The organism is Streptomyces sp. NPDC058678, assembly GCF_042714835.1.
Taxonomy (GTDB): domain Bacteria; phylum Actinomycetota; class Actinomycetes; order Streptomycetales; family Streptomycetaceae; genus Streptomyces.
The window spans coordinates 1-11491 of record NZ_JBHXSG010000128.1 but is presented as its reverse complement, the minus strand read 5'-3'; the positions used below and the strand labels follow the sequence as shown (position 1 = coordinate 11491).

Here is an 11491-nt window from a genome sequence, read left to right as displayed (position 1 = left end):
AGCCGGGGCCGTCGCCGTAGTTCGATGGGTCAGCCCTTCCAGGCCCGGGTCACCTGCCCGTCCTTCACCTCGAAGTTCAGCCGTCCCACGCGGTACTCCATGGTGATGATCGCCCCCGGGGGCAGCGAACGCACCGTCGGCCATCCCCGCTCGCGCGCGAGCCGTTCGGCCCGGTCGGAGTCGAGGCCGACATAGGTGTCCGGACTGTCGTCGGGTTCGGCGGGAGGTGTCGGAATGGGTGCCATACGGCCACGCTAGGCCCTGTCCGACGACCGGGGAAGGCCGGGCCCCGCACCCAGCGTCACGTGTCCCTCTCCGGTCACGCTTCTGTCACAGGATCACGACACCCGTTTCTTGCCCCGTGACATCGGCTGCCGCCGCGGCGGGCCGTCACACGTACGAGCGGTTCCCTAGGCCTTCCGCAGGTAATCGAACGTAATTCCCGCGTGTCGCAAGGGTCGTGAGAAAAGCCCGGCGGAGAGTTCCGGGAGAACCGTTCCCGACCCTCTTTCCCCCGCTGATTCCGCGGAGGCCCGCGGGTGCTGATGCCGCATGAGAAATACCCGGTTCCGGCACAGAACCCCCGTACGCCCCCTGTCGGACCACGCGACGACGCGAGCATCATGGCGTGAGCTCGCGGGTACGCGTGGCGCGGGCTTCGGCGGGCCCGGGACATGGCGAGCGAAGGGGCGAGCGAGCGATGGGGACGCAGACCGTGCAGGCGACGGCACGACCCGTGCGGACCAAGGGGCAGGGCCGGGTGGTCGTCGACTGGCTGACCACCACGGACCACAAGAAGATCGGCCATCTCTACCTGATCACGTCGTTCGCGTTCTTCCTGATCGCCGGTGTGATGGCGCTGCTGATGCGTGCCGAACTCGCCCGGCCCGGTCTGCAGATCGTGGACAACCAGCAGTTCAACCAGCTCTTCACGATGCACGGCACGATCATGCTGCTGCTGTTCGCTACGCCGAGCTTCGCGGGCTTCGCCAACGAGCTGATGCCGTTGCAGATCGGCGCGCCCGACGTCGCCTTCCCACGGCTGAACATGCTGTCGTACTGGCTGTTCCTCTTCGGCGGCCTGATCGTGCTCGGCTCGCTGCTGGTGCCGTCCGGCCCCGCCGCCTTCGGCTGGTTCGCCTACGCGCCGCTCAACGACTCCGTGCACTCCCCCGGCGTCGGCCCCGATCTGTGGATCATGGGCCTGGCGCTGGCCGGTTTCGGCACGATCCTCGGCGCGGTCAACTTCATCACCACGATCATCGGGATGCGCGCCCCCGGCATGACGATGTTCCGGATGCCGATCTTCGTCTGGAACACCCTGTTCACGTCGATCCTGATCCTCATGGCGTTCCCCGTACTCGCTGCCGCCCTGCTGGTGCTGGAGGCGGACCGGCGGTTCGGCGCCCAGGTCTTCGACGCGGGCAACGGCGGGGCGATCCTGTGGCAACACCTGTTCTGGTTCTTCGGGCATCCCGAGGTCTACATCATCGCGCTGCCGTTCTTCGGCATCATCACGGAGATCATCCCGGTCTTCAGCCGCAAGCCGATGTTCGGTTATCTGACGCTGGTCGCGGCCACGATGTCGATCACCGGTCTGTCGATGGTGGTGTGGGCGCACCACATGTTCGCCACCGGCGCGGTGCTGCTGCCGTTCTTCTCGTTCATGAGCTTCCTGATCGCGGTGCCCACCGGCGTGAAGTTCTTCAACTGGACCGGCACCATGATCAAGGGCTCCCTGTCCTTCGAGACGCCGATGCTGTGGGCGACCGGCTTCCTGGTGTCGTTCCTGTTCGGCGGTCTGACCGGGGTGATCCTCGCCTCACCGCCGCTGGACTTCCACGTCACCGACACGTACTTCGTGGTCGCGCACTTCCACTACGTCGTCTTCGGCACGGTCGTCTTCGCGACCTTCGCGGGCTTCTACTTCTGGTGGCCGAAGTTCACCGGCAAGATGCTCGACGAACGCCTCGGCAAGATCCAGTTCTGGACGCTGTTCATCGGCTTCCACACCACGTTCCTGGTGCAGCACTGGCTGGGCGCGGAGGGCATGCCCCGCCGGTACGCCGACTACCTCGCCGCAGACGGTTTCACCGCGCTCAACACTCTGTCGACCATCGGCGCGTTCCTGCTCGGCATCTCGACGCTGCCGTTCCTCTACAACGTGTGGAAGACCGCCAAGTACGGCGTGAAGGTCGAGGTCGACGACCCCTGGGGCTTCGGCCGCTCCCTGGAGTGGGCGACCTCCTGCCCGCCGCCCCGGCACAACTTCACCACGCTGCCCCGGGTCCGCTCCGAGGCCCCGGCGTTCGACCTGCACCATCCCGAGTACGCGGCGCAGATTCCCCAGCCCGAGCCAAAGAGCGAGCAAGCCGGTCGCGAGCCGTCCTGATCGCCTCCGTCAGCTCGGCCGGCTCCAGCACCTCGAACTCGAAGCCCAGCATCATCACGTGGAGCACCATCACGTCGAGGCTCGCGGCTCCGGTGCGCAGAACGCAGCTGTTCCCGTCGAAGGCCTCCAGCGTGCCGGACGACGGAGAGACCCGCTCCCTGGCCGCCTCCACGGGCACCAGCAGCCGGATGACGGCGTGCGAGGCGTACGCGCGCGTCGAGACGCCCTGGGAGACGTACGCGGCGAGGTCGTCGGCGGGCGGTGTTCGTGGTGCGAAGCGCGGGCCGTGCGGCGGCCTGGGAGTGACGCGGTCGACGCGGAACGTACGCCAGTCGTCGCGGTCGAGGTCCCAGGCGACCAGGTACCAGCGGCGCTCGCTGCACACCAGGCGATGTGGTTCGACGCTGCGGCGGGTCGGGGTGCCGTCGTGATTGCGGTACTCGAAGCGCAGCCGTTCGGCGTCCCGGCAGAGGTTGGCGAGCTCAGTGAGGACGGCCGGGTCGACGGAGGAGGGCAGCGGGCCGCGCAGCATCGGCACGGTGAAGGCGTTCAGGGCGCTCACGCGGCGGCGCAGCCGGCCGGGCAGCACCTGCTCCAGCTTGGCGAGGGCCCGCACCGAGGTCTCGCCGATGCCTTCGATGCCCTGTCCGGCGGCCGTGCGCAGCCCCACGGCGACGGCCACGGCCTCGTCGTCGTCCAGGAGCAGTGGGGGCAGTTCGGCGCCCGCGCCCAGCTGGTAGCCGCCGCCCGTGCCGGGACTGGCGTTGACGGGGTAGCCCAGCTCGCGAAGCCGGTCCACGTCCCGGCGGACGGTGCGCGGGGTGACGCCGAGGCGGTCGGCCAGGTCGGCGCCGGACCATTCGCGGTGGGCCTGGAGGAGCGAGAGCAGGCGCAGCAGTCGTGCCGAGGTCTCCAACATGGGACCGAGTCTGCCAGCGATCGCGGACAGCTTCTGTCCGCAAGGGGCGTCAGGAACCGACGCGGGCCACGGACGACGACAGGTCTTGTTCAGGGCCGGTACGGCAGCTGGGGAACGTCGAAGCAGGTGCTGTCCATGTCCCCCTGGGACACCCAGCCCCGGCCGTCGTTCCAGCGGGCCACCGACAGACAGGTTCTGCGGGTCTTCGGTGGTTCGGCATACCGCTCGAACACGACCGGGACGAGCAAGCCGTCCGCGGTGTATCCCTCACTGCGGTTCATGAAGGCGTCCACGCACGCACGCGTGACGCCGCCTGCGGGGCAGGACCTCGCCGCGTCCGTGAACCACCTCGCGGCCGCCCAGCCCTCCAACTGCCACTGTGATTGCCTCTTCAGGTCCTTGGTGGCCTCCCTGAACTCCCGTACGGCCTCATGGCCGGTGTCCTCGTGGTTGCGGCTGGACGCGGTCGCCCACAGCGCGTTGCGGCAGCGCGGGGCGTCCTGGTAGTCCTCGGGGACGGTGGACGTCCAGTTCTGTACGTTCGTGACCTTGGCGGTGACCTGGACGCCGGCGTCGTCCATCGCCTCGCAGAGCCGCGCGTTGCCGTGGCTGTCGATGGCGTCGAAGACGAGATCGACGCCCTGCTCCTTCAGATCTGCGGCCACGGCACGGAAGTTCGGCAGGGCGAAGTCGACCTGTTCGGTGACCACCCGGTAGCCCTCGGCCTTCAGCCCTCGCTCGACCAGTGAGGCGTAGGCGGCGGACGCGGCCTGGTTGTACGAGACGACGGCGGCCGTGCGGGCGCCGTGCTCGCGCTTGAAGTAGCGGTAGACCTCCGTGCCGCCGTACTGCTCGCCGTCCCAGCCGGTGGTGCCCTCGCGGGGCGCGAGGCTGCCGTAGATGCCGTACAGGTGCGGCCAGGTATCGTAGGCGGCCCCGATGGGCTGGCCCCCGATGTCGGGCACGCGCGCGCGTGAGACCCGGGAGGCGCCCGCGTAGTCGAGGGCGGTGGTGGCGACCAGGGCGACGACCTTGTCCTCCTCGATCAGCTTGTGCACACAGGTGTTGTTGCCGACGCCGCTGCCGCCGTCGTCGCACAGCCGCACCTCGACCGGACGGCCGTCGATGCCCCCGCGCGCGTTGAGACGGTCGAAGTAGGCCTTGGCGCCGTCGCGCGGGCCGGTGAACGCGTTGCCGCCGACCGGGCTGGTGGCGCTGGTGATGATGCCGACGCGGATGGGGGCGGCCTCCCCCCGCGCGGGCGCCGACGTCCGGTCGCCGTGCTCGAAGTCGCTCTCCGGGAGGCGGCTGCCGCAGGCCGTGCCCAGGAGGAGCAGCAGGCCCGCGACGGCCGACTCAGCAGCCCGGGCCCGGCGAGGCATTGCCGCTCAGGCCGACCAGCCCGCACAGCGTCTTGACCGAGACCTTCCACACGTCGTCCTGCTCGACGGCCGTACCGGCGGCGTCGGGCATGACCGTGACGCCCTTCAGGGTGAGGGTGTACGTCACGTTCGCCTCGGTCGGCGAGGTGAACTCGACCTTGCTGACCTTCGCCTCCACCTGGCCGCCGCGCTCGTCACCGCTGAAACCGTCCAGGACCTGGCCCATCCGGTCGCCGTTCTCCAGGACGGCCCGTTTGTCCTCGACCGGGACGGCCGGATCGAAGAATTTCACCCAGTTCCGCTTGATCTCCCGCTCGGCCGCCGTCGGGTCGTCCGGAGCGGTCGCGCTCGGCTCCGCGCCGGTGGATGTCTCCACCGAGGGCGAAGGTGGGGCTGTGTCGTTGCCGCCGCTGTCGTCCGTGCAGGCTGTGAGGGCCGAGGCGAGGAGGAACACCGCCGCCACCAGCCCTCGGCCGCCGTTCCTCCGCTTGAGGTCGCTCCCGAGAACCATCTGGCTCACCACCGGGTGTCGGTCCGGGCCAAGTGCGCCCGGTGCTTTCAGGGTCAGCTGACAGAAGGCATAGTGCAAGCCATCGGCTGACATGGACAGACACATGACGTGTGGGAGCCAGAGATGCGGACAGGTCGACTGCGGACCGTGCACCCCGTCCTGTGGGCCGGCTGGGCCGCGCTCGCCGCGGGCGCAGTGCTGTGCGTGCTCGGCTGGTACGGCGTCTCGGGCGAGCGCTTCGCCGAACGGCAGCTGCCCTACCTCGCCTCCTGCACGGTCCCGGGCGCCGCGCTGATCGTCGCGGGCGCGGTACTCCTCACCCACGGCCGCAACGCACTCGCCGCCGCCCGCGTGGAGGAGCTGTACGGCCTTCTGGTGGCCGCGGAGCCCGCCGACTCGGAGGAACCCGGGCAGCCGGCGTCCGCGCCCCTGGCGGTCAGCGGGAACCTGCTGATGGTGCCGGGCGGCACCCTCTGGCACCGGGCGGACTGCCCGCTGGTCTCGGGGAAGGTGGAGGCCGTGCCGGTGGACTCCAAGCTGGTGGCGAGCGGCGAACTGGGGCCCTGCCCCATCTGCGAGCCCACCGAAGAAACCGACTGATGTCCACCCTGACGTACGACCTCACGCTCGCCGGTCTCTCGGTTGGCAGCGCCGCCGCCCTCACCGGGATCGGCCTGATCGTGACGTACCGCGCGACCGGCGTGCTCAACTTCGCGCACGGCGCGATCGCGATGGTGTGCGCGTACGTGCTGCGGCAGTGCGTGGTCGAGTGGGGCTGGCCGCTGTGGGCGGGGGCGGCTCTCACTCTGCTGGTGCTGGCGCCGGGCCTCGGTATGGCGTTGGAACGTTTCGTCTTCCGGCCGCTGTCGGTGCTGGGCAGCGACCCCGCGCAGACGCTGGTCGCATCCATCGGCGTGTTCGTGCTCCTGGTCGGCGGGGCCGCGCTGGTCTGGGGGCAGGGCGCGCGGGACGACGCACCGGAGCTGGTGTCGGCGGACCCGTGGGGGCAGCTGGCGGTGGTACTCGTGCTGGCCGCGGCGGTCGGCACGGTGATGCGCTGGACGCGCTTCGGGCGGGAACTGCGGGCCGTGGTCGACGACCGGCAACTCGCCGTGCTCGGCGGGATCGACGCGGACCGGGTGGCCGCGGCCGGCTGGGCGTTCGGCTCGTTCACGGCCGGTCTGACGGGCGTGCTGCTGGCGCCGTACGTGCGCCTGGACCCGTACGGCCTCCCGCTGCTCGTCATGGAGGTGGTGGCGGTCGCGGTGGCCGCGCGGATGCGCAGCCTGCCGGTGGCCGTGGTGGTGGCGCTGGGCATCGGGGTGGCGCAGAGCCAGCTGACGAGACTGCACCCGTCGGGCTGGGGCGAACCGCTGCTCCAGGCGGTCGGCGCCAACCTCTTCGTCGTCGCCCTGCTGCTCGCGGCGCTCGCACTCCCCCGGATCGGCACGCGCGACGCGCTTCCGCGCACGGCCACCGCGCGCGTGCCGACACCGCCGGGCGCCTGGATCGTGGCCGCCGTACTGTTCCTGCTGCCGCTCGGCTTCGCGGGATCGGACCTGCACACGGCGGTCCAGGTGCCGGCGCTGGGCGTGGTGCTGCTCTCCCTGGTGGTGGTCACCGGCCGCGGCGGGCAGATCTCCCTGGGGCAGGCGGCGTACGCGGGCCTGGGCGCGCTCTTCACGGCCCTGCTCGCCGCCGGGCGCTTCCCCGGACTGCCCCGCCTCCCCGAGCTGGCCGCGCTGGCCGTGGCGGTCCTCCTCGTCGCCCCCTTGGGCCTGTTGACGGGCTGGCCGGCGATCAGCCGCCAAGGCCTGGCTCTCGCGCTCGCGACCTTCGCGGTGGGCGTGGGGGTGAGCCGCTTCGTCTTCGCCCAGCCGTACGCCGTCTCCGGGCTGTCGCTGGGCCGCCCGGCCGGCTTCGACGGGGACCGCGCGTACTACGTCCTGGAGCTGTTCCTGCTGGTGGCCGCCCTGCTGGCGACGCATGCCCTGCGCAGGGGCCGCACCGGACGGGCCCTCGCCGCCATGCGCGACCACGAGGCGGGCGCGTCGGCCGCGGGCGTCCGGGTCCCGTCCCTGAAACTCCTCGCCTTCGTCGCCGGCGCCGCCCTGGCCGCGCTCGGCGGCGGCATGCTCGGCATGGGCCTGCGCGCCTTCGACCCCGGCGCCTACGACCCGGTCCGCGGCCTGCTCTGGTTCGCCGCGGTCGTCGTCCTGGGCGCCGACAGCACTCTGGGCGCCCTCGCCGCCGCCGCGTTGCTGGTGGGCCTCGACGCGGGCGCCCGGGGCGGGCTGGCGGCGGCGCTGATCGGGGTGCTGGCGGTGCTGGTCGGCCGCTTCCCCGGAGGACCGTACGAGGCGCTGCGGACGGCGGCGGGGCAGCTGCGGCTGCGGCGGAGGGCGGTGTTGACGCCGCTCGGGGAGCGGGTGCGGTCGGGGCTGCGGGCCGGGGAACAGCGCCCGGCGGCAGGTCGGGCGGAGGCCCGCCAACCGGATCCCGCGGCCACCGACGGCGCTCCGCCCCCACCAGGGCCACCCGCACCCGACCACGGAAGTCGCACGGGTGGTGCGGGTGAGAACCCGCACCCGGCAGGCCGGGTGCCGCCCAGCACACCCGCACCCCCACCCGCGCCCGCACCCGGCACCCTCACGGCCCGCCACCTCCACGCCCGCTACGACGGTTTCACCGCCCTGGACGGCGTCGACCTCGATGTCCCCCACGGCCGGATCACCGCGATCGTCGGCCCCAACGGCGCCGGAAAGAGCACCCTGTTCCACTGCCTCGCCGGGACGCACCGCCCCTCGCACGGGCAGGTCCTCCTCGGCGGGCGGGACGTCACCCGGCTGGCCGCGCACGCCCGCACGCGGCTCGGTGTCGCCCGCACCTTCCAGCAACTGGCCGTCTTCCCGTCATTGACCGTGGCGGAGAACGTTCGGGTGGGCGCGGAGCAGGGGCGCGTCACCGACCCCGACGCCGTGGAGCGGGCCCTGCGGCTGCTCGGGCTCGACGGGCCGGTGCGCGCCCTGCCCGCCGCCGGTCTGCCGACCGGCACACTGCGCCGCGTCGAGCTGGCCAGGGCCCTGGCAGGCAGCCCGCGGGTACTGCTGCTCGACGAGCCCGCCGCCGGCCTGGACACCGCCGAGGTCACCGCGCTCGCCAAGGTCCTCAAGGCCCTCGCCGCCGACGGCACCGCCCTGCTCGTCGTCGAACACGACCTGGACCTGGTCGCCGGCCTCGCCGACGTCGTACACGTGATGACGGCGGGCCGCATCGTCGCCTCCGGCCCGCCCGCACGCGTCCTCGACGCCCTCGGCGCCCAGGAGGCCCGCGCATGACCGCGGCCCTGGAACTGCGCCACGCGCGCGTGCGCTACGGCCCCCTGGAAGCCCTGCACGGCGTCACCCTCGCCGCCCCGGGCCGCGGCCTCGCCGTCCTGCTGGGCCGCAACGGCTCCGGCCGTACGACCGTGCTGCGCGCGTTGGCCGGCACCGTGGCGCTGTCCGGCGGCGCGGTGCTCTGGGACGGCACCGACGTGACCCGGCTGCCTGCGTTCGAGCGGGCCCGCCGCGGTCTGTGCCTGGTCCCCGAACGTCAGGCGGTGTTCGGCTCCCTCACCGTGCGCGAGAACCTCGAACTCACGACGCCGGCGTACGACCTCGCCCTGGACGCCTACCCGCAGCTCGCGCCCCTGCTCGCGCGTCGCGCCGGCACCCTCTCCGGCGGCGAGCAGCGCATGCTCGCCCTCTCCCGCGCCCTGCTGGCACGCGCGCGCGTGGTGCTCGTCGACGAGCCCGCGCAGGGCATGTCGCCCACGGTCGCGGCCCGCACGTACGCGCTGCTGGCCTCGCTCGACGCGTGCGTGGTCGTCGCCGAGCAGCGGCTGCCGCCCGTACTGCACGGCCGGACCGCGGTGGTGTACGAACTGCGCCGCGGGGCCGTGTCGTTCAGTGGAGAGGCGGGCGAGTTCCGGATGCGGGAAGCGGCGGACCGAACACGGCGGAGGCCCGGGCCTAGCCCTTCGGGATGACCAGCAGCGTGCCCGGGTTCAGCCGGTCCGGATAACGGCCGATCATGTCCTTGTTCGCCTTGTAGAGCTCCTGCCAGCCGCCCTTGACGCCGTACTTGCGGGCGATCGCCACGAGCGTGTCACCGGGTTTCACCGTGTGCATCCGGCCCTTGAGACCGTACCTCTTGGCACAGACCGGCCAGGCCTCCCAGCCCTGCACGGCCACCACCTCCTGGGCGACGGCGATCTGCTCCTCGCGGGTGGCGAGGTCCGCGCGCGGGGCGTACTTCAGTCCGCCGAAGTGCTCCCAGGTCGGCTGCCAGAACTGCAGCCCCCCGTAGAAGCCGTTTCCGGTGTTGACGTGCCACCGCCCGCCGCTCTCGCACTCGGCGATGCAGCCCCAGGGCCACTGGTCCTCGGCGCACGCGTAGGTCACGCGCGTCGAGGACGATCCGGGAGCCGGTGGTGGCGGTGCCGCGTGCGCGACGCCGGATGCGAGGGCGCAGAACAGGGCCGCGGCCAGAGCGAGCTTGATCGGCTTCGGGTGCATCGGGCCACGCTAAGCAGCGTCTGCCGGATCCCTGTTGCGGCGCGTCCGGCGCGCTCGGGGCCCCACCCGGTCGGCGGACCGGGCGGGGCGAGCAGTGCCGCGAAGCCAGTTCGCCGTCACCTCGGGTATCGGCGTTTTCAGCCACCCACTTCATTCGCTGATTTCATGATTTGTCGACCAGCCGCCTCGACGATCTGTGACCCACCTGACCGACCCAACTTCCTTTGTCTTTAGAGGAATTGACCGCGGGTGCCGGAATCCGTACCACAGGTGACCCTGCGCTGGGGGTGGTTCGATTCCGTTCGCCGTGGAGCGTGACTCCCGCCACAGATCGCCCGTTGTCTCCTTCATGAGCCCGGGACCCGCCCGGTTCACGGGCCGGGAGCCACCCGGCCCCGCCATGCACCACATCCCGAGGGAGCCACCCGTGCCGCGCATGCTCGACGTCAGCAACGAGGTACGCGCCGAGATCGGCGACGAAGAAGCCGACCGGCTGCTCGCCGGAGAGAACGCCCCCGGCAGTTACGACTGCACCTCCTGCCGAACCCAGGGCGACTCCGAGCAGGAGCGCACCAGCACCGTCCTGTTCATCGGCGACGAGACCGCCGTCCTCGCCTTCGCCCACGCCAGCTGCCTGCCCTCCCAGGTGGTCCAGGTCACCGAGGAGCAGCTCCAGGGAGCGGTGAAGTCCATCACCGGCGACACGGTCGACCTGGAGCCGCACAAGATCACGCCCGAGCAGGCCGTGCTGGGCGTGACCAGCGGACTCGTCCTGATCGCCGGGGAGTTGCACCCGGCGCTGGTGGTCGAGCCGACCGCCCCGATCGTGCGGCCCGGTGCGACGGGGGTCGGCGACGACTTCCTGCCGCTGCTCATCGAGCAGGGGTTCATGCCGCTGACGACGATCGACTCCGCGCCTTCCGTACTGCACGGGTGGTCGGTGCTGTTGGCCGTGGGCCAGCTGCACGCGGTGCTCCAGCCTTCGCCGAACGGCGGGCAGCCGGTGGCCTGGTGGCAGGCGCATCAGCCGTTGCAGGTGACCGAGAGCTGGCGGGCCGCCGCGAACAAGCACCAGCAGGTGCTGATGTTCGCCGCTCCGGTGGGTTCGATCGGGCGGCAGCCGCGGGAGGACCTGCTGCGGGACGCGCTGGACAAGGCGGCGGCCAACGGAAAGCTGGTGGCGGCCGCGATGCCGCTCGCGGGGACGTGACCGCGCCGGCCGGGAGAGGGCTGTGCGACCGTCGGCGGCTACGGGTGGTACGCCGCTGGTCGCGCCCCTGAAGGGCGGCCGCCCGACCGCATCTCTTCATGTGCGGGGTCGTTTGGACATACGTGCACACCTACGACGTTCCCCGCCGCCACTCCTTCCAGTCGATCCCGCCTGCACGGTCGGCTCAGGAGCCCTCCGGCGGCCCATCGGCCACGCCGATCTACGACGCGCTCTACTCCGAGTACGTCAAGTCGTTCCGTTCCCTGCCGGGTGACCGCAGTGGCGAGGACGAGTTGGGCTTCACCGCCTTCGGGAACATCCCGCACGGTACGGGCTCGTTCAGCACCTCCTACAGCGCCTACAGCGTGGGGGCGTACAACGCCCGTCAGCAGTCGCAGTGGCAGCGGGTGGGGCAGATCGGAGAGCAGCACAGCACCGGGATGCACCACGTACCGGCGGCGCTGCCGCCCGGACTGCGCAGGGGCTGAGGCATGAAAGAGGGCGGCCCCCCGGTCGGG

At 71.7% G+C, this 11491-nt stretch carries 10 protein-coding genes and 1 pseudogene; 6 read left to right on the top strand and 5 right to left on the bottom strand.

Going from position 1 to position 11491, the window contains the following annotated elements; genetic code table 11:
• Positions 1-29: 29 nt before the first annotated feature.
• On the bottom strand, positions 30-245 hold the full coding sequence (locus tag ACFWWR_RS47165) for an I78 family peptidase inhibitor (protein ID WP_383877823.1): 216 nt from the start codon (positions 243-245) through the stop codon (positions 30-32).
• 455 nt (positions 246-700) lie between these two features.
• Between ACFWWR_RS47165 and ctaD the strand changes: the two are divergent.
• A pseudogene (gene ctaD, locus ACFWWR_RS47160) lies at positions 701-2230 on the top strand (cytochrome c oxidase subunit I); the annotation flags it as partial.
• A 40-nt stretch (positions 2231-2270) separates the two neighbouring features.
• Here the strand turns inward: ctaD and ACFWWR_RS47155 are convergent.
• The 3 genes from ACFWWR_RS47155 to ACFWWR_RS47145 form a co-directional block, all read right to left on the bottom strand.
• Entirely contained in the window at positions 2271-3311 is a 1041-nt protein-coding gene (locus ACFWWR_RS47155; protein WP_384310550.1) for a helix-turn-helix transcriptional regulator, read from the bottom strand.
• 89 nt (positions 3312-3400) lie between these two features.
• The gene (locus ACFWWR_RS47150; RefSeq protein ID WP_384310549.1) at positions 3401-4693 is read right to left on the bottom strand and encodes an ABC transporter substrate-binding protein; all 1293 of its coding nucleotides are present in this window, start codon (positions 4691-4693) and stop codon (positions 3401-3403) included.
• On the bottom strand, positions 4668-5204 hold the full coding sequence (locus ACFWWR_RS47145) for a hypothetical protein (RefSeq protein WP_383877817.1): 537 nt from the start codon (positions 5202-5204) through the stop codon (positions 4668-4670). The genes ACFWWR_RS47150 and ACFWWR_RS47145 overlap by 26 nt, the downstream gene beginning before the upstream one ends.
• Positions 5205-5327: 123 nt before the next feature.
• Here ACFWWR_RS47145 and ACFWWR_RS47140 point away from each other — a divergent pair, with 123 nt between their 5' ends.
• The 3 genes from ACFWWR_RS47140 to ACFWWR_RS47130 are packed head-to-tail and all read left to right on the top strand — an operon-like array spanning position 5328 to position 9234.
• Positions 5328-5804, top strand: a complete 477-nt coding sequence (locus ACFWWR_RS47140; protein WP_384310548.1) for a hypothetical protein — start codon at positions 5328-5330, stop codon at positions 5802-5804.
• On the top strand, positions 5804-8542 hold the full coding sequence (locus tag ACFWWR_RS47135) for an ATP-binding cassette domain-containing protein (RefSeq protein ID WP_384310547.1): 2739 nt from the start codon (positions 5804-5806) through the stop codon (positions 8540-8542). Before ACFWWR_RS47140 ends, ACFWWR_RS47135 begins: the two co-directional genes overlap by 1 nt.
• Positions 8539-9234: an ATP-binding cassette domain-containing protein gene (locus ACFWWR_RS47130; protein ID WP_384310546.1), complete on the top strand. Its 696-nt coding sequence runs from the start codon at positions 8539-8541 to the stop codon at positions 9232-9234. The genes ACFWWR_RS47135 and ACFWWR_RS47130 overlap by 4 nt, the downstream gene beginning before the upstream one ends.
• Here ACFWWR_RS47130 and ACFWWR_RS47125 read toward each other — a convergent pair.
• The gene (locus ACFWWR_RS47125) at positions 9218-9763 is read right to left on the bottom strand and encodes a transglycosylase family protein (RefSeq protein ID WP_384310545.1); all 546 of its coding nucleotides are present in this window, start codon (positions 9761-9763) and stop codon (positions 9218-9220) included. The two genes, ACFWWR_RS47130 and ACFWWR_RS47125, sit on opposite strands and share 17 nt — an antisense overlap.
• A 427-nt stretch (positions 9764-10190) precedes the next feature.
• On the opposite strand from ACFWWR_RS47125, the gene ACFWWR_RS47120 reads away from it, so the two are divergent.
• Together ACFWWR_RS47120 and ACFWWR_RS47115 are read left to right on the top strand one after the other, a co-directional pair.
• Entirely contained in the window at positions 10191-10973 is a 783-nt protein-coding gene (locus tag ACFWWR_RS47120; RefSeq protein ID WP_383877809.1) for a hypothetical protein, read from the top strand.
• A gap of 122 nt (positions 10974-11095) precedes the next feature.
• Positions 11096-11461 (top strand): hypothetical protein, encoded by a 366-nt coding sequence (locus ACFWWR_RS47115; protein ID WP_383877825.1) that lies wholly within the window; start codon positions 11096-11098, stop codon positions 11459-11461.
• Positions 11462-11491: the final 30 nt, after the last annotated feature.

Bases quoted from the DNA above. Each gene is read 5' to 3' on its own strand.
- ACFWWR_RS47165 (WP_383877823.1), bottom strand. From the start codon at position 245: ATGGCACCCATTCCGACACCTCCCGCCGAACCCGACGACAGTCCGGAC.
- ACFWWR_RS47155 (WP_384310550.1), bottom strand. From the start codon at position 3,311: ATGTTGGAGACCTCGGCACGACTGCTGCGCCTGCTCTCGCTCCTCCAG.
- ACFWWR_RS47150 (WP_384310549.1), bottom strand. From the start codon at position 4,693: ATGCCTCGCCGGGCCCGGGCTGCTGAGTCGGCCGTCGCGGGCCTGCTG.
- ACFWWR_RS47145 (WP_383877817.1), bottom strand. From the start codon at position 5,204: ATGGTTCTCGGGAGCGACCTCAAGCGGAGGAACGGCGGCCGAGGGCTG.
- ACFWWR_RS47140 (WP_384310548.1), top strand. From the start codon at position 5,328: ATGCGGACAGGTCGACTGCGGACCGTGCACCCCGTCCTGTGGGCCGGC.
- ACFWWR_RS47135 (WP_384310547.1), top strand. From the start codon at position 5,804: ATGTCCACCCTGACGTACGACCTCACGCTCGCCGGTCTCTCGGTTGGC.
- ACFWWR_RS47130 (WP_384310546.1), top strand. From the start codon at position 8,539: ATGACCGCGGCCCTGGAACTGCGCCACGCGCGCGTGCGCTACGGCCCC.
- ACFWWR_RS47125 (WP_384310545.1), bottom strand. From the start codon at position 9,763: ATGCACCCGAAGCCGATCAAGCTCGCTCTGGCCGCGGCCCTGTTCTGC.